Genomic DNA, 20,511 nt, shown 5'->3' with positions numbered 1-20,511 from the left:
CTCAACTCCGTTCCAGCACGCACATGTTTTTGTTTTCCGGGCTGAAGACTTCGTTGAAGACAGTTTCGACGTGTTCGCGTTGGCTGGAAAAAATCCGGCCGCAGCACTGGGAGAGGGTCTGGCGCGCCGTGTCGTCCATGGGGAGATCCGGGAACACGGGTAGTTCGAGAGCATCGAAATCCAGGGGGGCAAAGGCCAGATCCCGGTCCAGGTTCCAGGTCTGGCCACCGCCGCCGGTGATGTTTTCGCGGTCCCGCTCGCCTGGGTTCATGCGCCGGACAAAGCCCAGGGATTCGGATGGCCGGTTGGATTCGTTGATGCCACGGATGCGCTCGTTGATGTCGGCGCAGTGGCGAAAGACCTGGGCGTGGTTCAAGGACACCAGCACCCGGCCCGGATGGGCGGGATCGTGGAAAGGGACGCCGTGCATGTAGGCCTCGACCTGGCGGGCCAGGGCCTCGTAAACCTCCCACACGGTCTTGGCGTACAGGCCCTTGCGCGTGAAACCGCGCGGCCGGCGGAATTGCAGGCTGCATACCCGCTGCGAGTACAGACTCTCGTCGGCAAGTTTCACGCCCAGGGCATCGAACAGGGTCCGAAAATTGTCCTCCCCGCCCAAAAGGCAATTCAGGCCGGCGAACCAGGATCTGATTTCCCTGGCCTTGTCCGCGAGCTTGCCCACCCTGGACTTGAAAAAATCGATCTCATCGTCCAGGGCCTTGCGCGTCCCGAAAAACGTGTCGGCCGCTTCGCGCAAGCCTTCTTCCACCAAGGCGTCTCCCCACTCGTCCATCAGTCCCATGCGGCCTCCGATTTCGTTTTCGCCCATCCTAGTCGCGCGGATTGGCACTGACAAGGCCGGGAACGGCATGCATTGCCTTCTGGCGGCTCTTTCTTCATGATGCCCGAAAAACAAGGAGGATTGTCATGACCACCATCAAGATCTCGGGCATGTCCTGCGCCCACTGCACCGGCTCCGTGGCCACCCTGTTGGCCTCCATGCCCGGCGTTTCCGACATCACCGTCACCCTCGATCCGGGACAGGCCACGTTCACGGCCGCGCCCGGGGTGGATCTGGATCAGATCCGAGCCGCCATCCGCAAAATCGGCTTTGATCCGGAAAGCTGATGTTCGTCACCTTGCGCAAACTGCTGCTCCTTGTCCTGGGCCTGCCTTTCGTGCTTCTTGGCGGCCACTTCCTGATGGACTCGACGGGCACGGCCCTGACCCATTGGGCCTCGGCCTCCTGGACCCAGACCACGGCCACCCTGGTTTCCGTGGAGCGGATCTCCGGCCCGGACCAGGCCTGGGGGAACCAGACATCGGTCCTCTACACGTACGACTTCGGCGGCCAGACGCACGAGGGCACGAATATTTGCGCCATGCGGGAATGCCCGGAACAGGGCATGTTCGAAACCCTTCGCGCCGCCCTGGACGCCAATCGGACCGTGCCCGTGTTGGTGGACCCCGACCATCCGGAACGGGCCATGCTCCACCGCCATCTTCATCTGCCCTACTTCCTGCTCAACCTCAGCGTGGGCCTGTTCTGCCTCTTCACCGGGGGCAGCGCCGTGGCTTTCGGCGTCTACATGCTGCGTCGGGACAGGGCCGCGACCAAGGAGAACCCATGATCCACGTCATCGCCCGCGTCACGCTCAAGCCCGGCATGGTCAGCGCCTTTTTGCGGGAATTCCGGTCCTTGGCCATCCTGGTCCGCCAGGAAGCCGGCTGCCTGGACTATTTTCCCACCCAGGATGTTCCAACGGGTCTCGATACCCAGGACTACAACATGAACAGCGTGACCATCCTGGAAAAATGGTCCAACCGCACCGCCCTGAACGCCCATCTCCGGGCCGGGCACATGCGCGCCTTCCAGGAACGGATCAAGGACATCGTCGTCGAGACCGACCTCAGGATCGTCGAGGAAGTCTGATTTCGTCGCCCTCGCCGTTTCGGGCCGCGCTCCAGTCCGCATCAAAACCTCCAGACACGGCCAACGCCCTGGTAACCGCCCGGATCCCGGGCACGTCCGCGCCCAAGCCCCCCGGCATGCGAACACACCACCCAAGGACGCAAAAAAACCCCGCATCCCTCGACACGGGGCTTTTTTGCGCTCTCGGCGCGTTCACGACTCAGGACGCCGACGCCATTTCCCGGCGAACCATCTTGGCCAGGGCGTTGATGACACAGGCGGCCAGGCTGGAGCCGCCCTTGCGACCGCGAATGGTGATGTACGGAATTTTGTCCTGGGCCAGCAGCAAATCCTTGGCCTCGGCGGCGTTGACGAAGCCCACGGGCATGCCCACGATCAGCCTCGGAGGCCGGGCGCCCTGCTCCATCCAGTGCAACAGCCGGTACAAGGCGGTCGGGGCGTTGCCAATGACGAAAATATCCGCCCCGCCATGGGCCATGACCTCGTCCACCGCGGCCCAGGCCCTGGTCACGCCCTCGGCCTTGGCGCGCCGGGCCACGCGCGCATCGGACATCAGGCACCGCACCGTGCATCCCAGGGGTTCGAGGCGCCGGGTGGGAATGCCGGCCAAGGCCATCCGCGTGTCGGTGACAATGTCGGCCCCGGCCAGCAGGGCGGCCTTGCCCGCCTCCACGGCTTCGGGATGAAATCGAATATGATCAAGAAGATCGAAGTCGGCGGTGGCATGAATCATGCGCCGGGCAATGATCCATTGCTCGCCCTGAAAAGGACGCGGTTCCGGAACCTCCGCGTCGATGATGGCCATGGATCGGGCCTCGATCTCATCGGGCTGGACGTGCTGATACATCTGGTGTCCTTGGTAAAAATGTACTGGCGCCGTTATTCGAGCGCCTCGTGGACCGTCACCGCGAACAGACTTTCCCGTTCGAAAAAAACCTGCTCCACCCTTCCGGCCAAGACGTCCTCCAATTCCAACACGATCCGCGCCCGGCGAAAAGGCTTGTCCTCGTGCCCGACGCGGATTTTGCGCACAAGACGGCCCTCGACCGGCATCTCCCGGACCAGATCCGCCCTGGGCAGGGTGTCATCGAAATCACACACCAGGCGGTGGGGAGACTGGGTCTTGAGCATGAACAGATCCGGCAGCACCGGCCCATCCAGATAGACTCGGACCGTTTCCGATGTCGTGCCGGCCTCGAACTCCAGCCGGACCACGCGCGCCAGGGCTCCTTGCAGGCAACCGCCGCCCTTGTCGCCTCGCGGCACCTGGATATCCATCCCCTCCACCAACATGCCGGAATGGAAAATGGCCGGATTGAGCCGGGCGAACTCCTCCCGGAGCTGGCTGTACCGGGCCATGGACCGGACACAATTGTAGCGCGTCAGGATGCCTCGAAGGGTGTCGCCGGCAACGACCCGGTGCACCGTGGATTCCGCCCGCGCCGGGACGTTGGCCAAGATCAGAACCATGACACAGAGGCCGAGGGCTCGTGCCATGGTGAAGACTCCTTTTTTCACGTCAATCAATCCTTATCCGACGCAGAGTGAACAGAGCGCCGCGTCTTCGCGCCCATCTCCTCTATCCCAAGCCGCCGCAAAAGAAAATCAACTCCATGCCCGGATGCCTTCATGGGCCTCGGCCACTATCGGCGACAACACGGAACACGACACGTGTCGTGTCCGACCGGGAATACCCGGCTCCGACAGAACGACGAAGCCCGACGCGGCGCGGCGAAACGCGGCAACCGCGACAACGACGGGTTCCGATCCAACGGAACGTTTCACGGCCTCCGGACACGACGCGCCCCGAGCCCGGCGATGTCCCGTGTTGGACTTGGAGCCGAATTCCGATATAGTCCGGGCATGCCCGTCACGCTCACGCCACACCCTCCGAACCAGGGCCAAACCATCCCGCCCCCCGTTTCCGGCGTCCATCCAAACCCGCCAAGGCGCCCATGACCATTCGCAAAACCATCATCATTGCCTTGTTGGCCATTTTCACCCTTGGGAGCGGGGTCATGTTCCTGTCCTCTCGGGCCATTCTCGCGACCCGTTTCACGGGCTTGGAACAAAAACACGTGCACGCCAATCTGGTCCGGGCCAAGGCGGCGCTGCTGGCCAGGCAGCGACACGTGGACCAAATCGCGGCCGACTGGGCCGACAACGGTGCCGCCCACGCCTTCGCGCACGGCGCGACGCCCCGGTATGTCCAGGCCAACATCCGGCCCCAAACCTTCGCCATCCTGGACCTGCATTACATCGCCATCCTGGACCAGGCCGGCCGGGTCGCCTGGGCCGGAATGATCGAGGAACCAGGACGCGGCATCGTCACCGACAACCCGCTCATCGGCCAGCTCATCCAAAAAATCACCCCCGCCCTCCGTTCCGGGGATGGCACCCGGACCTCGGGCATCCTGTCCATGAATGGACGCGTGGCGCTTGGCGCGGCCCATGCCATCCATGGGGTCGGCATCGACGGGCCCAAAGCCGGCACCCTGATCATGGCCCGATGGCTGGACGACCGGGAAATGAACGCCCTGGCCGAGGAAACCCGGCTGGATTTGTCCCTGGCGCCCTGGGTCGAGGAAAAGGCCATCCCGTACACGCCCCCCGACACCAAGGATGAACGAATCCGGATCATGACCACCGACACCGACATCGCCGGATTTCTGGCCCTCCAAGACATCGGGGGAAGCACAGCCGGCTACTTGAAAGTCCGGATGGAACGGGAAATCAACCACGAAGCCCTGATCGCGGCCCGCTACAATCTGTTTGCCCAACTGATCACGGCCGTTCTGTGCTGCGTGTTGGGCTTGCTGATTCTGGAAAAAAAAGTCCTGTCCCGCATCACCAGCCTGAGCGTCCAGGTCGGAGGGCTGAGGTCGACCCGGGATATCAGCGACATCGCCCTCGACGGCAATGACGAACTGAACATCCTGCAACGCTCCATCAACTCCCTGCTCCAGGCCATCCGACAATCCGAGGCGTCCTACGAGATCTTCTTCCGCAGCAACGGCACGGCCAACGCCATTCTCGACACCCATGGCGTCATCCGCCTGGTCAACGACGAGTTCGAGCGCCTGGCCGGCCAGACAAAACTCGAGCTGGAAAACAAGCAATTCGCCGAGCCATTTTTTCCGGGCATCCAGGCCGAGGCCAAGGTCTTCACCCTGTCCGATCCGTCGTGCCCCTCCTGTTCGACCGCTTTCGAAACCGTCTTCCTGGGGGCCGGTGGCGAGCGTCATGTCCTGGCCTCGATCACGACCCTGCCCGACCGGCAACGGCAGATCCTGTCCCTGCAGGACATCACGCCTCTCAAAAAAAGCCAGGCCCAGCTTCTTGAGTTGAGTCGGGAACTGGAAGAACGGGTCCAGGCCCGGACCGCCGACCTGAAACAGGTCAATCTGCGCCTGGGCGAGGAAGTCGCCCGGCGCATCGCCACCAGCCGCATCCTGGAGGTTGTCAACGAAATCAGCCGCATCTTGAGCACGGCCAACAACACGGCCACGGCCTTCCGCATGCTGCTCGATGTCCTGTGCGGGCTAGAACCCTTTGATTACGGCGCGGCCTATGTTCTCGATGCCTCGGGTTCGGGCTTCACCCTGGTCGCCGACAAGGGCCTCAACAGCTCCATGCGGCGCGCCATCAGCCAATTTTCGGGGGAATCCATCCTGGCCGTGACCGCCCAGAGAGGTCTGCCAACCTATGGCCTGCACGCCGACCTCACCGGAAAATCATCCGCCCTGACCTCCGAAATCAAGGCCGTGGGCATGATACCGATCGTTTTCCAGGACCGCGTCGTGGCCATTCTCAATGTCGCCTCGCGCACGGTGGACGACATCCCCCTGCCCATGCGCTCCATCCTGAACACCATCGCGGCCCAAACCGGCGGCGCCATCGTGCGCATCCAGGCCCAGGAAACCTCCGAACGCACGGCCAAGGAAATGCGGGCCATTTTCGAAACCAGCGCCGTGGGCATCATGCACCTGTCCGCGTCCCGCCATCTGCTCAAGGTCAATGGCCGACTGGCCGAGATGTTCGGCTATTCCCGCGAGGAAATGATCGGCCGGCATGTCCAGATCCTCCACGAAAGCCCGGAAGCCTCGGAGCGCTTCCACGCCGACAACTATCCCGACCTGCTCCGGGGACAGCGTCTCTTGAATCAGGAAACGCGCATGAAAACCAAAAGCGGCGAAATCCGCTGGTTCAAAATCCATGGCGGCATCATCGCCACCGGCGATCCGTCCCAGGGTTTTGTCTGGATTCTGGAAGACATTCACGACCAACGGGCGCAACGCGAGGCCCTGCGACGCTACACGGAGGAACTGCGCGAGGCCAAGGAACTGCAAGAGGAAAACGGTGCCCGACTGGCCATGATGATCGAGGAACTGAACGCGGCCAAGCAACAGGCCGAATCGGCCAGCCGGATGAAAAGCGACTTCCTGGCCAATGTCAGCCATGAAATCCGCACGCCCATGAACGCCATCATGGGCATGACCGACATCGTCCTTGGCCAGGCCATCACCCGCGACCAACGCCGGGCCCTGACCATTGTCAAGAATTCCGCCGAGGAACTCTTGGACCTGATCAACGGCGTCCTGGACCTGTCCAAGATCGAAGCCGGCCAGTTTGAACTCGAAACCCGCGCCTTCAGCCCTCGGGACGTGGTCGAAAAAACAGTCCTGACCCTGGCCCTGGCCGCCGCGGAAAAAAACCTGGATCTGATCTGCCGCGTCCCGCCGGATCTGCCCCGCCAAATGCTCGGCGATCCCGGACGGCTGCGTCAGGTACTCATCAACCTGATGGGCAACGCGCTCAAATTCACGCCCTCGGGCCATGTTTGCTGCCGGTGCCACGTCGACGAGGAAACCGAGACCGAGATCGTCCTGCATTTCGAGATTCAGGACACGGGCATCGGTATCCCGCGAGAAAAACAGCAGATCATTTTCGACGACTTCACCCAGGTCGACAGCTCCTCCACCCGCGTCTACGGCGGCACGGGGCTGGGTCTGTCCATCACCAAAAAGCTGATCCACCTCATGCGCGGCGATATCTGGGTGGAAAGCTCGCCGGGCCAGGGCAGCGCCTTTCACGCCACGACCCGACTGGGCAAAATCGAAGGCCGCGACACGGAGTTCTCCCAGCTTTTCGACCACGCGGCCACGGTTCTGGTCGTGATCAACAACCCCCAGGTGCGGGCGCATGTCGTGGAATTGCTCGATTTCTGGGGTCTCGACACCCTAACTGGCTCCTGTCTGGACTTCCCGCCCGATCTCCAGGCGGATCTGGCCATTCTCGATCCGGACATGTCGGCCACGGAATGCCTGGAGCTGCTCGAACCGGGCCGCCCCCTGCGGGAAATCCCGACCATCATCGTCACACAGCTCGGCGACGCCACGGCCTTCGACACCCTGCATCCAAACATCCGGGGCGTGCTCGCCAAACCTGTTCTCCATGACGATCTGCTCAGACTCCTGGCCCAAATCTTTGGTCTGCGCGTCCATCTCGAGCAAGAGGCGGCCACCGAAATCCAGCCCACCCGGCCCAACGAAAAACGGCTCGAAATCCTGCTCGTCGAGGACGTCGCCACCAACCGCGAGCTGGCCGAGCTGCTGCTCCGGAACATGGGCCACGCCGTGCATGACTCCCGCGACGGCCTGGACGCCCTGACCATGCTGGGCCGGCATTCCTACGACCTGATCTTCATGGACCTGCAGATGCCGGTCATGGACGGCTTCACGGCCACGCAAATCATCCGCGCCTGCGAACAGGGCCTGCCCGCTCCGGCCGACATGAACGACAGCTTTCTGATCGAGGAGTTGCGGCGCAAAATCGCGGGCACCCACACCCCCATCGTGGCCATGACCGCCCATGCCATGCTCCGCGACCGGCAGCGATGCCTGGACATCGGCATGGACGCCTACATCACCAAGCCCCTGCGCCTGGAGGAGGTCCACGCCGTGCTGGACGAAATCAGCGGCGCGGCGCCGTCCCGTCCAGCCCCCAAGCCAGAAAGCGTCCCGGCGCCGGCCCCGGCCCCGACGAGCCCGCCCTTTGACCGGGCCCTGGCCGCGTTGCAATCCCAATACGGCCTGGGTCAAGACCAGGCCATCGAGCTGATCCGAAGCCTCGAAACCAGCCTGAAAAACCACCAACCCGAGATGGAACAGGCCATGGCCGCCGAGGACATCGAAGGCCTGCGCCACCTGGCCCACTCCATCAAGGGCATGCTGGCCAACATGGGCTTGACCCTGGAGGCCGAGACGGCCAAAAATCTCGAAAACGCCTGCGCCCAGGGCACCGCCCTCCAGGACGTGATAACCCGCGCGGTCGAGCTGACCGAGCTGATCATGACCCTGCGGACCAGTCTCGAAACCACCCTCAAGCACCGGAGCTCTTCATGAACACCATCACCTGGCACGGGCATTCGGCCTTCGCCATCGCCACCCCAAATCACAATATTCTTGTCGATCCCTGGTTTGACGGCAATCCCTCGGCCCAAACCAAGGCCAAGGATGTACCGGCCGATCTGGTCCTGGTCACCCACGACCATGGCGACCACATCGGCCAGGCCCTGGACATCTGCGCGCGCACCGGAGCCAGCCTGGGCTGCATCGTGGAGCTCGCGGCCAAACTCAAGGCCCAGGGCCTGCCCGAATCCCAAATCCTCAACGGGATCGGCTTCAATATCGGTGGCACTGTGCATCACCATGGCATGGCCGTGACCATGACCCAGGCCTTCCACTCCTGCGAAGCCGGCGTGCCCGTGGGCTTTATCCTGCGTCTCGAAAATGGCTACACCATCTACCACGCCGGCGACACGGCCGTTTTTTCCACCATGGCCATGTGGGGCAAGCTGTACAACATCGACCTGGCCCTGTTGCCCATCGGTGGCGTCTTCACCATGGACCCTCCCCAGGCGGCCCTGGCCACCATGATGTTGCGCGCCCACAAGGTCATCCCCATGCACTGGGGCACCTTTCCGGCCCTGGAGCCAAACACGGACAGCTTCAGGAAGGAGCTGGAAAAACTGGACCTCGGCGACGCGCTGATCGATCTGTCCGTGGACACGCCCCTGTGCCTGTCATGAGGCGGCCATGAAAATCTGGGCAACCCTCGTCATGCTGATGCTCATGCCGGCCGCGATCGAGGCCAAGGGAGGGACCGTCCTGGTCGTTCAAAGCTATCATCCGTCCCTGGACTGGACCCGCCTCACCGACCAGGGCATCGCGGACATCCTGGGACCCGCTCACGATATCCACGCCATCCACATGGACACCAAGCGCCTTCCAGCGGCCAGCCACGCACAACGGGCGGACCTGGCCTGGGACGAATTCAGGCGCCTCGCCCCGGACCTGGTCATGGTTGGAGACGACGACGCCCTGCGCCTGCTCGGACCGAGGCTGGCCCAAAGCCGCGTTCCCTTCGTTTATTTCGGAATCAACAACAATCCGCGCGCCTACTTTGAAACCCTTCCCCCGACCATGATCGGCCTGTTGGAACGCACGCCGGTCATCCCCTGGCTACGCCACCTAGCGAACATCCTCCCCTCGGCCCGGCGCGCCTTGATCCTCTTCGACGACAGCGGCACCTCGATGGGCATCATCGCCGACACGTTTCAAAAACGCACCGTCTTGAGCGTCAACAATCTGTCCGTGCGCTATAAGATTGCCCGCGACTGGCGGGACTGGCGGGAAATCGTCCGCACCGGGGGCCATGATCTGCTGGTCACCCCAACCTTCCACGCGATCCAAAACCATTCGGGACACAGCGAAAAGTGGACGGACGTCATTGCCTGGACAGCCACCAACAGCCCGGTCCCGGTCTTTTCCAACCAGGATTACACAGTTCATGACGCGGGCGTGGTCGGCGCCTTTACCCTGCAAGGCCGGGAACACGGGCGCACGGCCGCGACCATGGCGCGGGAGCTGTTGGATGGAAAACGCCCCAGGGACGCCGGCCACAAATCCGACCTGACCGGGCGTTTCGTCTTCAATCAGAAGGGCCTGGACCGCCACGGCATCCGCCTGCCCGAGGACATCCGGCGCATGGCGAACTTTCAGTAAGCCCCATGGCCGGCCTCGACGCCGGACAAACTTTGCAGTATGGCCCGTACCGCTTTCGCGCGGGCAACCCCGTCAGCCGCGCCATGCCCCAGAAATGGGGCCCCGGAACGCGCCGGACCGGCGCTCCCGAGCGGACAGCGTCCCCGTGACAGGTCAAACATAACGCGATTTCACGTTTTTTCACGCCAACCCGCACGCGAACGCACAACCTGTTCCAACAACCCAAACAGCCGCGCACGTCATGCATGTCCTCCCCCATGGACCGCACGATGCCTCCCAGACATCCGATCCGAAAACATGCGAACGCCCGCCACGACACACGGAGGCTCTCATGATCACCAAAAGCCTGGACGCATCCTGGCACGAACTCATCCCCGGAATCCGCATCAGCACCCTGGTCCACGGGGAACAAACCCTCATGACCCGCTTTCTTCTGCAAGCCGGAACGACCCTGCCCATGCACAGCCATCCGCACGAACAGACCGGCTACCTGATCAAGGGACGCCTGACCCTGACCATCGACGGCGTGGATCACGACATCGAGCCCGGTGACAGCTGGACCATCGCCAGCGGCGTGGAACACGGCGCCGTTGTGCGCGAAACGGCCCTGGCCATCGAAGTCTTCAGTCCGATGCGCGAGGACTATCTCCCCTACGCGCCGACGGCACGGCGGTAGACCGGCCATGCGACGCGTTTGTGTCTTCCTCGGCTCCAACCCCGGCCACGACCCCGCCTACCGCCAAACGGCCACGGCCCTGGGCGCGGAGTTGGCCGCTCGTGGCCTGGGTCTGGTCTACGGCGGTTCCGGCGTGGGCCTCATGGGCGCCCTGGCCAGATCCGTCCTGGACCACGGCGGCCAGGTCACGGGCATCATCCCCGAATCCTTGAAAGCCCGCGAAGTGGCCTTCGAAGGCCTGCGCGACCTGCGCGTGGTCGGGTCCATGCACCAGCGCAAGGCCCTCATGGCCGAACTGGCCGATGGCTTCATCGCCATGCCTGGCGGGCTCGGCACCCTGGAGGAATTCGTGGAGGTTCTGACCTGGGCGCAACTCGGCATGCACAAAAAGCCCTGCGCCCTGCTGAACACGGCCGGCATCTTCGACGGCCTGCTGGACCTGCTCGACTATCTTGTCGGTCAGGGCTTCGTGGCCCAGCCCCACCGCGACATGATTCTAGTGCACGAGCAGCCGGCCGCGCTTCTGGACATGATGCGCGACTACACGCCGCCCACCCTGGATAAAACGGCCATGGCCCTGCGCCTCGACCAAAGCTGACGCCATGCCCATCATCAGCATCCGTCTGGCCAAGGGCCGGAGCATCGACCAGAAACGCCGTCTCGTGGCCGAGGTCACCCGCGCCGTGACCGACAGCCTGGACCTGCCGCCGGACCTCGTCTCCATCCAGATCGAGGAATTCGACCGCGAGAACTGGGCCACCGGCGGCGAACTCCACAGCGACAAGTTCGGCTCCGGTCACGGACAACCATGACCGACCGCGCCACCTTCACCCTCGCCCTGACCGTGCACGAACCGGGCAGGGCCTGTGATCTGCTGGCCCGGGCCTGCGGTTTGCCCAAGGGCCGCGTCAAGGATTGCATGGCCAAGGGCGGCGCGTGGTGGGACCGCCCCGGCCGGGCCTTTCCGTCCGGACAATAGCGCCACGCACGGCCCTTGGCCGTCTTGGATAACGCGCTCGACGTGGTCTTTTTTCCAAACTTCCCATTGCGGAACACCTGCCCAAGGATTATCTAGACACAAAGCGTTCCCTCCAGGGCGCGTCCCCTTCCTTTTTCCTTCTCCACCCCTTGAACCGCTCCCCATCGCTCTGGAAGGCCCCCATCAGCCCGAAATCGGAACAAGGAGGCCGTATGACGAGACAGTTGTCCTTCAAAATGCATCAACGCGAGGTGGAACCCCATTACCGGATCCAAATCGACGCCGCCGAATCCACGGAAGACGTGCGCAAATTCTTCGAGCGCACGGCCGTGGATTTTTTGCGTCGCGCCGTTGGAGATCAGATCGAGGTCCAGCCAGACGACGTCGTCTTTGAGCCCGAATCCACGTCCGGCTACATACTCAGCCCGCGCATGGCCGAAAACCAGGATTTCGTGGACATCCACGACCAATCCGACCTGCCGCATATCCTGGCCCTGCTCTCGGACCGGGCCGTGGGACGATACCGGTATCTGATCCGCAAGCACCCGGACAAAACGGAAATGAAAATATTCCAAGTTCCCGGGCCGCGACGCACCTAAGCGGTGGGCCATCGCAATCACCGCGCACCACTAACCGAGGAGGACACCATGAACATCCTGGCAGCGGTCGACCAGTCGGACTACGCGTCCCTGGTTCTGAAAAAAGCCTTTGACCTGGCCACGAAAGATGATGCCAAGGTCACGGTCATGACCGTGTCCAACATCTCCTTCACCAATCTTTATGTCGGAGAAACCCCGACAAACATCCTGGAAAAACTCCGGGAAGGAGTCGATGAGACGGTCAAAAAAATCAAAAGCCAGGCCGAGGCGGCGCGAACCTCGGTCGAGATCGTCGTCGAGGAAAGCTCATCTCCGGCCAACGCCATTGTTGATTACGCCGAAAAAAACGGCGTGGATCTGATCGTCATCGGCAGCAAGGGCATGGGCGCCATCGAACGGTTTCTCATCGGCAGCGTGTCCAGCCAGGTCGTGACCCACGCCCCCTGCTCCGTGCTAGTGGTCAAGAAATAGCCATCCAGGGCAAACACTGTTTCACGGGGACGCCGCGCCGCGTCCCCCGGTTCTCGCCCCGCCCGGCGCCCGCCCGCCTCCGGCCATCCTTGAAATTCCAGGCCGTCTCGACTACATTCCAACATTTCCTCATTTCAAGCAGTTGGAAACATCTTGAACGCCGATCTCCTTCAGTATTTTTTTGGCGGCCTGACCAGCGGAGCCATCTACGCCCTCATTGCCCTGGGTTTTTGCGTGGTCAACAACACCATGGGCATCGTCAATTTCGTGCAGGTTGATTTCGTCTCCCTGGGCGGCATGTTCATGTTCTCGGCCCTGGGCGCCGCCGGACTGCCCATGACGCCGGCCCTGCTGCTGGCCGTGGCCGGAGTGGGCGCGGTGGCCATGGTCATCGAACGTTTCGGCCTGCGCCCGGCCAGATCCGGCAACCACCTGGTCCTGGTTTTTTTGACCGTGGGTCTGTCCATCATCCTGCGCGGCGTGATCAAACTGGTCTGGGGCAAGAACCGCATGGCCCTGCCGCCCCTGACCCCGGACACCCCCGTGCAGATTCTCGGAGCCAGCGTCCTGCCCCAGGCCTTGTGGATTCTGGCCCTGACCGTGGTCGCCATCGCCGTGCTGACCTGGTTCTTCCACAAAACGCCCCTGGGGCTGTGCATGCGGGCCGTGGCCGACAACCCCACGGCCGCGGCCGTGGTCGGCATCCCGGCCGGACGCATCCGCCTGACCAGCTACGCCATCGCCGGCGCCCTGGGCGGGCTGGCCGGAGTCCTGGTCACGCCCATCACCACCCTCAGTCACGACGTCGGGGTGTTGCTTGGGCTCAAGGGCTTTGCCGCCGCCATCCTGGGGGGCTTTGGCTCCTTTCCCGGGGCCATCCTCGGCGGCCTGGGCCTGGGTCTGCTCGAATCCCTGTCCGCCGGCTACCTGTCCAGCGCCTACAAGGACGTGGTCGCCTTCGTGGTCCTGCTCCTCGTCCTCTTCATCCGGCCCAAGGGCCTGTTCGGGAAATAACCCATGCCCACCACCGTGCTCGCCCCAGCCTTTCAGAATCACGCATCCCTTCCCGGCAAGTCCCTGGCCGCCGCGCCGAGTCCTTCATGACCAGCAAGCAGAACCTCGTCTATTTCCTGTCCCTGCACCGCACCGGCCTGACCGTTTCGATGCTGGGCCTGGCCCTGGTCCTGTTCCCGATTGTCGAGGACAATGCCTACACCCTGACCCTGACCAACCAAATCGCCATCAACGCCATCGTCGTCCTGGGACTGAATCTGTTCATCGGCTACGCCGGCCAAATTTCCCTGGGGCACGCGGCCTTCTTTGGCCTCGGGGCCTACGGCTCGGCCATCGCCACGGTCACCCTCGGCATCGCCCCCTGGCCGGCCATGGCCCTGGTGGCGATCCTGGTCGGACTGCTGGCCCTGGGTCTGGGCATTCCCATCCTGCGCCTGTCCGGGCATTATCTGGCCATGGCCACCCTGGGCTTTAATTTCGTCATCCATACCGTGCTTTTGCAATGGGACGAGGTCACCGGCGGTCCGAGCGGCTTCGCCGGCATCACCGCCCTGAACGTTGGCGATTTCTTCTTCGACACCCCGGTCAGCCTGCACTACCTGCTCTGGGGATGGACCATGGCCTGCATGCTGCTCTGCCTGAATCTGATCCGCAGCGGCGTGGGGCGGGGACTGGCCGCCCTGGCCGGCGACGAGACGGCGGCCGCGTCCCTGGGCGTGAACACCCACGTGGCCAAAACCAAAATCTTCGTGCTCTCGGCCGTGCTGGCATCCCTGGCCGGAAGCCTTTTCGCCCACTGTTACTGCTACGTCAGCCCGGACACGTTTGGCATCTTCGCCTCCACGGATTTGGCCATCATGGTCGTGATCGGCGGCATGGGCTCCGTGTGGGGCTCGATTTTCGGAGCGGCCTTCATCACCCTGCTCCCGGAGTGGATGGACTTGTTCGAAACCTACAAGGACTTCGTCCACGGCGGCATCCTGGTGCTGGTGCTGATGTTCCTGCCCCAGGGCCTGATCACGGGACTGGCCGAAATCATCAAGGTCCGCCTGGCCTTGCGGAGGCGCGTCCATGCTTCGTCTTGAACAGGTGCACAAAAATTTCGGCGGTCTGCCCGCCCTGAACAACGTGACCATGGTCGCCGCCAAGGGCTTGGTCACGGCCCTGATCGGCCCCAACGGCGCCGGCAAGAGCACCCTCATCAATTGCATGACCGGCGTCTTGGCCCCGACCAGCGGCGCCATCCACTTTCTCGGTCAGGACATCGCCGGACTGCCCGCCCACCGCGTGACACGGATGGGCATCCACCGCACCTTTCAAAACCTGCGCCTGTTCCCGCGCCTTTCCGTTCTGGAGAATGTCCTGACCGGCCTGACCCTGGAAGCCGGATCATCCATGGTCATGGCCATGCTCCGCCTGCCCTATCTGCGTCACCGCGAACGGGCCTTGCGCCTGCGCGCCCTGGACGCCCTGGACCACTATGGTCTGGCCGACAAGGCCGACTGGCCGGCCGGAATCCTGGCCTATGGCGACAAAAAACGGGTCGAATTGGCCAGGGCCACGGTCGGGCAGCCCAAACTGCTCCTGCTCGACGAGCCCGTGGCCGGCCTCAACGCCGAGGAAACGGCCGCCGTGGGCGAGCAGCTCCGGCTCTTGAAACGCGACGGGCACACCATCGTGCTCGTGGAGCACGACATGGACCTGGTCATGAGCATCGCCGACCATGTGGTGGTTCTGGACAGCGGGGCGTGCATCGCCACGGGAACTCCCGATGAAATCCGGCGCAACCCGCTAGTGCTCGAAGCCTATCTCGGACGCATGGAGGCAACGGCCTGATGCTGACCATCACCAACCTCACGGCGCATTACGGCGCGGCCCAGGCATTGTTCGGCATCGACCTGCGTATCGCCGCCGGGGAAACCGTGGCCCTGGTCGGGGCCAACGGCGCGGGCAAAAGCACCCTGCTCAAATGTCTGATGGGTCTGGTCAGGCCCACGGGCGGGAAAATCAGCCTGGACGGCCGGATCGTGACCAGCGCATCCCCGGCCAAGATGGTCCGCCTGGGCCTGGCCCTGTCTCCGGAAGGGCGCGAGGTGTTCCCCAACTTGCCGGTCCTGGACAATCTGCGCCTGGGCGCCATTCCGCTCAAACTATCCCCGGCCGAGACTGCCCACCGGCTGGAGGAAGTCTTTGCCCGCTTCCCCAAGCTCAAGATGCGCCGGGCCCAGCTCGCCGGCACGCTGTCCGGGGGAGAGCAGCAAATGCTGGCCATGGGCCGGGCCCTCATGGCCCACCCCCGGATCTTGCTCCTGGACGAGCCCAGCCTGGGTCTGGCGCCGCTCGTCACCGATGAAATTTTCGCCATCATCCACCAACTGGCCCGGGCCGGCTCGACCATCCTCATTGTCGAGCAAAACGCGGCCAGGGCCTTGTCCGCCTCGGACACGGCCTATCTGCTGGCGCACGGCCGCATCGTCGAGCACGGAGCCAGCCGCGACCTCTTGAACGACCCGGCCCTGCGCGCCGCCTTCCTCGGCGCGGCCAGCCAGGAAAATCCCGCCGCCAGCCGCCTGGGCGCGGCCGGCCTGACCAACATCCGCTTGGAGAAACCCACGATGCACACCAATTTCATGCCCTCATTCGCCTCCATGGAAGACCTGCGCGCCCATCAGCTCGAAGGCCTCGCATGGACCGTCCGCCACGCCTACGAGGGATGCCCAGCCTACCGGGCCAAGTTCGACGCCCTGGGCCTGACCCCGGACAGCATCCAAAGCCTCGACGATCTGGCCCGGCTGCCCTTCACCACCACCGAGGATCTGCGCGACGGCTATCCCTTTCCGCTCAAGAGCGTGCCCTTCGAGCACATCGTGCGCGTCCACGCCAGTTCCGGCACCACCGGCAAACGCAAGGTCCTGTGCTATACCCAAAAAGACCTGGATGACTGGACCGATATGTTCGCCCGATGCTACCAGACGGCCGGGGTCACGCCCCTGGACCGGGTCCAGATCGCCGTGGGCTACGGCGTGTGGACGGCCGGCATGGGCTTCCAGCTCGGGTGCGAAAAGGTCGGAGCCCTGGCCGTGCCCGTGGGGCCGGGCAACATCGACATGCAGATCCAGTTTCTGCTCGACTTCCAGTCCACGGTATTCTGCTCCACGGCGTCCATGGCCCTGCTCATGGCCGAGGAAATCCACAAACGCGGCATCGCCGACAAAATCGCCGTGCGCAAAATCATTTACGGCTCGGAACGTTCCAGCCGGTCCATGCGCAAAAAAATCTCCGAACTGTTCGGCGGGGCCGAACTTTTCGACATCACCGGCCTGACCGAACTCTACGGACCCGGCGCGGGCATCGAATGCCCGGACCATGACTGCATCCACTACTGGGCCGACTATTACCTGCTGGAAATCCTCGATCCGGAAACCCTGAAGCCCGTGCCGGACGGTGAATGGGGAGAAATGGTCGTGACCACCCTGCGCAAGGAAGGGGCGCCACTGATCCGCTACCGCACCCGCGACATCACCCGACTTCTGCCCGGTCCGTGCAGCTGCGGCAGCATCATGCCCCGGCATTCGCGCATCAAGGGCCGAAGCGACGACACCATCAAATTTCGCGGCGTGAACATCTACCCCAGCTCCATCGACACCATTCTGTCCGCCGTGCCGGGACTGGGTTCGGAATACCAAATCCACCTGACCAGGGACGAGGCCGGCCGGGATCATATGCGTCTGGTGGTGGAACGGGCCGAAAACGTGAGCGAAAAACGCGGTCCCGAACTCGTTCACGAATGCGCCCACCAGATCAAGAAACAACTTTTGGTTTCGGCGGACATCGAGCTGGTGGACTACGCCGGCCTGCCGCGCTCGGAGCGCAAGAGCCAGCGAGTCTTCGATACACGTATTCAGGACGAAATCGTCTAACGCCGGCTCCGGGCGCCCCACGGGTTCGGGCCACAACATCTGAAAGGAGAGACAATCATGCGGAAACTGTGCGCCTTGCTGGCCGGCCTGCTCATGCTGGCCGCCCCGGCCCTGGCCGAGGACACCATCAGGATCGGAGCCTTTTTCGATCTGTCCGGCCGGGCCGCCTTCATTGGCACCCCGACCAAGCTGGTGGCCGAAATGATCGTGGACAAACTCAACGCCGAGGGCGGCATCGACGGCAAAAAGCTGGAACTGCTCGTGGCCGACACGGAAAGCGATCCCGCCAAGGCCGCGACCATCGTCAACAAATTCATTCACAAGGACGCGGTCACGGCCATCATCGGCCCGACCCTGACCGATGAAGGCATGAGCGTGAAGAAATTCGTGCACGCGGGCAAAACGCCCATCGTCATGACCGTGGGCGGCGACCCGGTGATCATGGGCGGAAAATTCGGCCCGTACGACTGGGTCTTCAAATCTCCCCAGCGGTCCAAGACGGCCGTGGAACGCCTGTTCATGTACCTCAAGGACAAGGGCCTGACCAAGATCGCCCTGCTTTCGGCCGATGACGGCTTCGGCAAGGACGGCATGCGCTGGATGGAAGAACTGGGACCGAAATACGGCATCGAAATGCTGATCACGGAATCCTTCGGGGCCCGCGACACGGACATGACCGCCCAGTTGACCAAGGCCAAGAACACCGCGCCCCAGGCCCTGGTGGTCTGGACCACGGGTCCGGCCGGAGCCATCGTGGCCAAGAACAGGGCCCAGCTTGGCATCGAGCTGCCCCTGTTCCAATGTCATGGTCTGCCCGACCCCAAGTACATCGAACTCGCCGGCCCGGCCAGCGAAGGCGACCGCATGCCCGCCACCAAGCTCATGGTGGCCGATGCCCTGCCCGATTCCGATCCGCAAAAACCGGTCATTCGCGAATTCATCACGCTCTACACGGACAAGGGTTACGACAAACAGTTCCCCATCAACACCCATTCCGGCTATGCCTGGGACGCGATCATGCTCGTGGCCAACGCCATCAAAAAAGCCGGCACCGAGCCCGAGGCCCTACGCGCGGCCATTGAAGGCACCTCGAACTATGTCGGCGTCTCGGGCACCTACAACCTAACCGCCGAGGATCACAACGGCCTGGATGTGGATTCCATGGTCATGGTCCAGGTCAAGGACGGAAAATTCGTCATGGCTGAATGAGTGCTCCGGCCCGACGGACCTCTCCCTGATTTCCCCCGTGGGGGACGGCGGCAAGGCGCGCGCTCCGAGTCTGCCAGCCCGACCGCCAAACCCCACGGGCATTCTTTGCCCAACGCGCCGCGCCGTTCCCGCGCAATAACGCAGTCCCTGGTCGTTCACGCCCGTGACAGGGCACCCAAGCCACACCTCGATACATTCATGAATCCCGTGCCGGTAGCACGGGGTACCCTCAGGAGACAGGATGGATATCGCGATAATTGTGCTGCTGATCGTGCTCAATGGCATATTCGCCATGTCGGAAATAGCTCTCGTGACCGCGAAAAAAAATCGCCTGCAACGCCTGGCCGATAACGGCGACGCCTCGGCGCTGCTCGCCATCGAGCTTGGAGAAGAGCCGACACAATTTCTGTCCACGGTCCAGATCGGGATCACCGCCATCGGCATCCTGAACGGCATGATCGGCGAAGCGGCGCTGGCGGATCCCCTCGCCGTCATCTTCGCCCGATTCGGACTTGACGAACAATCGAGCGCGATCGCGGCCACGACCATCGCCGTGGTGTCCATCACCTACCTGTCGATTGTCGTCGGAGAACTCGTGCCGAAAAGAATTGGACAATTCCGGGCCGAAGGAATCGCGACATTCATGGCCAGGCCTATCTCGCTCCTGGCCTCCATATCCCGTCCGTTCATTTTCCTGCTGTCCGTCTCGACCGATGGCCTGCTGCGTCTCATGGGCAAAAAAGAACTCAACAGCGCCAACATCACGGAAGAGGATATCCATTCGATGCTGACCGAGGGATCGCAAGCCGGAGTCCTTGAAAAACAAGAACACGAGATAATGCGCAATGTTTTCAGGCTGGACGATCGACAAATTTCTTCGCTGATGACGCCGCGAAGCGAAATCATCGCCCTCGACATCGAGAAGCCCCTTGAAAGCAGCCTGGACGAACTGATGGACTCCGACCATTCGCGCTATCCCGTCTGCCGCGGCGGGCTGCACGATATCGTTGGCATCATCACCGCGAAACGCTTGCTGAAGCAACGCATCAAGGCCGAAACCAGCAACATCGAAGATTATCTCCAACCGGCTGTTTTCGTGCCAGAAACCCTCACCGGCATGAAGTTGCTGGAACAGTTCCGCGAGTCTGGAGTGCAGATGGTTTTCGCCATCGACGAGTACGGCGAGGTCCTGGGGCTGATCACGCTCCAAGATGTGCTCGAAGCCCTCGCCGGAGAATTCAAGCCACGCGACCCCGAAGATGTCTGGGGCGTGCGACGCGAAGACGGGTCGTGGCTCCTTGATGGGTTGATTCCGATTCCCGAGCTCAAGGATCGACTCGGTTTGAAAACCGTGCCCGAGGAACAGAAAGGAAGATACAATACCCTGAGTGGCATGATGATGTGGCTGGTGGGCAGCGTTCCGCGAACCTGCGATGTCGCCGAATGGGAAGGCTGGAGACTCGAAGTCATCGATCTCGATGGCAACAGGGTCGACAAGGTTCTCGCCAGCCAGGCGTCCCCGGATTCCGACAGCCCATCCAAACCTTGAGACTGAGCCGAGAGGTGGCGGCGCGGTGCCTCCCCCGCCATAATCCGCGCAACAAAAAAGCCGCCGAAGTATAACTTCGGCGGCTTATCGTAGCC

The 20,511-nt window shown here is 63.0% G+C and carries 21 protein-coding genes; 17 read left to right on the top strand and 4 right to left on the bottom strand.

What is annotated here, in order from left to right:
* Position 1: 1 nt before the first annotated feature.
* The gene (locus EOL86_04865; protein ID NCD24913.1) at positions 2-802 is read right to left on the bottom strand and encodes a hypothetical protein; all 801 of its coding nucleotides are present in this window, start codon (positions 800-802) and stop codon (positions 2-4) included.
* Positions 803-927: 125 nt separating this feature from the next.
* Here EOL86_04865 and EOL86_04860 point away from each other — a divergent pair, with 125 nt between their 5' ends.
* From EOL86_04860 to EOL86_04850, 3 genes are read left to right on the top strand one after another with little or no spacing between them, the layout of a single operon-like run.
* Positions 928-1,128 carry a heavy-metal-associated domain-containing protein gene (locus tag EOL86_04860; GenBank protein NCD24912.1) on the top strand — a complete coding sequence of 67 codons (201 nt, stop codon included), beginning with the start codon at positions 928-930 and terminating at the stop codon, positions 1,126-1,128.
* Entirely contained in the window at positions 1,128-1,631 is a 504-nt protein-coding gene (locus tag EOL86_04855) for a DUF3592 domain-containing protein (protein ID NCD24911.1), read from the top strand. Before EOL86_04860 ends, EOL86_04855 begins: the two co-directional genes overlap by 1 nt.
* A complete protein-coding gene (locus EOL86_04850; GenBank protein ID NCD24910.1) occupies positions 1,628-1,933 on the top strand; it encodes an antibiotic biosynthesis monooxygenase in 306 nt (101 codons plus the stop codon). Before EOL86_04855 ends, EOL86_04850 begins: the two co-directional genes overlap by 4 nt.
* A gap of 199 nt (positions 1,934-2,132) precedes the next feature.
* Here EOL86_04850 and EOL86_04845 read toward each other — a convergent pair whose 3' ends face one another.
* The 3 genes from EOL86_04845 to EOL86_04835 all read right to left on the bottom strand — a co-directional run bounded on the left by EOL86_04845 (position 2,133) and on the right by EOL86_04835 (position 3,718).
* On the bottom strand, positions 2,133-2,780 hold the full coding sequence (locus tag EOL86_04845; protein NCD24909.1) for a precorrin-8X methylmutase: 648 nt from the start codon (positions 2,778-2,780) through the stop codon (positions 2,133-2,135).
* Positions 2,781-2,812: 32 nt separating this feature from the next.
* Positions 2,813-3,430 carry an AMIN domain-containing protein gene (locus tag EOL86_04840; protein NCD24908.1) on the bottom strand — a complete coding sequence of 206 codons (618 nt, stop codon included), beginning with the start codon at positions 3,428-3,430 and terminating at the stop codon, positions 2,813-2,815.
* Between the two features lie 108 nt (positions 3,431-3,538).
* Positions 3,539-3,718: a hypothetical protein gene (locus tag EOL86_04835; GenBank protein NCD24907.1), complete on the bottom strand. Its 180-nt coding sequence runs from the start codon at positions 3,716-3,718 to the stop codon at positions 3,539-3,541.
* Between the two features lie 170 nt (positions 3,719-3,888).
* Between EOL86_04835 and EOL86_04830 the strand changes: the two genes are divergently transcribed.
* The 14 genes from EOL86_04830 to EOL86_04765 all read left to right on the top strand — a co-directional run bounded on the left by EOL86_04830 (position 3,889) and on the right by EOL86_04765 (position 20,416).
* Positions 3,889-8,337: a PAS domain S-box protein gene (locus tag EOL86_04830; GenBank protein ID NCD24906.1), complete on the top strand. Its 4,449-nt coding sequence runs from the start codon at positions 3,889-3,891 to the stop codon at positions 8,335-8,337.
* The gene (locus EOL86_04825; GenBank protein NCD24905.1) at positions 8,334-9,023 is read left to right on the top strand and encodes a metal-dependent hydrolase; all 690 of its coding nucleotides are present in this window, start codon (positions 8,334-8,336) and stop codon (positions 9,021-9,023) included. The genes EOL86_04830 and EOL86_04825 overlap by 4 nt, the downstream gene beginning before the upstream one ends.
* Before the next feature lie 7 nt (positions 9,024-9,030).
* Complete coding sequence (locus EOL86_04820; protein NCD24904.1) at positions 9,031-9,999, top strand: hypothetical protein; 969 nt, start codon at positions 9,031-9,033, stop codon at positions 9,997-9,999.
* A 331-nt stretch (positions 10,000-10,330) separates the two neighbouring features.
* Complete coding sequence (locus EOL86_04815; GenBank protein ID NCD24903.1) at positions 10,331-10,675, top strand: cupin domain-containing protein; 345 nt, start codon at positions 10,331-10,333, stop codon at positions 10,673-10,675.
* Between the two features lie 7 nt (positions 10,676-10,682).
* Complete coding sequence (locus EOL86_04810) at positions 10,683-11,273, top strand: TIGR00730 family Rossman fold protein (GenBank protein NCD24902.1); 591 nt, start codon at positions 10,683-10,685, stop codon at positions 11,271-11,273.
* A gap of 4 nt (positions 11,274-11,277) precedes the next feature.
* Positions 11,278-11,487, top strand: a complete 210-nt coding sequence (locus tag EOL86_04805; protein NCD24901.1) for a 4-oxalocrotonate tautomerase — start codon at positions 11,278-11,280, stop codon at positions 11,485-11,487.
* A 379-nt stretch (positions 11,488-11,866) separates the two neighbouring features.
* Positions 11,867-12,253, top strand: a complete 387-nt coding sequence (locus EOL86_04800) for a hypothetical protein (protein ID NCD24900.1) — start codon at positions 11,867-11,869, stop codon at positions 12,251-12,253.
* Between the two features lie 48 nt (positions 12,254-12,301).
* Positions 12,302-12,724: a universal stress protein gene (locus EOL86_04795; protein ID NCD24899.1), complete on the top strand. Its 423-nt coding sequence runs from the start codon at positions 12,302-12,304 to the stop codon at positions 12,722-12,724.
* A gap of 150 nt (positions 12,725-12,874) precedes the next feature.
* On the top strand, positions 12,875-13,738 hold the full coding sequence (locus tag EOL86_04790) for a branched-chain amino acid ABC transporter permease (GenBank protein ID NCD24898.1): 864 nt from the start codon (positions 12,875-12,877) through the stop codon (positions 13,736-13,738).
* A gap of 86 nt (positions 13,739-13,824) precedes the next feature.
* The gene (locus tag EOL86_04785; GenBank protein ID NCD24897.1) at positions 13,825-14,823 is read left to right on the top strand and encodes a branched-chain amino acid ABC transporter permease; all 999 of its coding nucleotides are present in this window, start codon (positions 13,825-13,827) and stop codon (positions 14,821-14,823) included.
* Complete coding sequence (locus EOL86_04780; GenBank protein ID NCD24896.1) at positions 14,810-15,574, top strand: ABC transporter ATP-binding protein; 765 nt, start codon at positions 14,810-14,812, stop codon at positions 15,572-15,574. Before EOL86_04785 ends, EOL86_04780 begins: the two co-directional genes overlap by 14 nt.
* A complete protein-coding gene (locus EOL86_04775) occupies positions 15,574-17,658 on the top strand; it encodes an ATP-binding cassette domain-containing protein (GenBank protein NCD24895.1) in 2,085 nt (694 codons plus the stop codon). Before EOL86_04780 ends, EOL86_04775 begins: the two co-directional genes overlap by 1 nt.
* Before the next feature lie 57 nt (positions 17,659-17,715).
* A complete protein-coding gene (locus tag EOL86_04770; GenBank protein ID NCD24894.1) occupies positions 17,716-18,867 on the top strand; it encodes an ABC transporter substrate-binding protein in 1,152 nt (383 codons plus the stop codon).
* A gap of 241 nt (positions 18,868-19,108) precedes the next feature.
* Entirely contained in the window at positions 19,109-20,416 is a 1,308-nt protein-coding gene (locus EOL86_04765; GenBank protein ID NCD24893.1) for an HlyC/CorC family transporter, read from the top strand.
* The last annotated feature ends 95 nt before the right edge of the window (positions 20,417-20,511 follow it).

It is taken from the genome of Deltaproteobacteria bacterium (genome assembly GCA_009930495.1).
Taxonomy (GTDB): Bacteria; Desulfobacterota; Desulfovibrionia; order Desulfovibrionales; family Desulfomicrobiaceae; genus Desulfomicrobium.
This window is presented reverse-complemented; position numbering and strand designations above follow the sequence as displayed.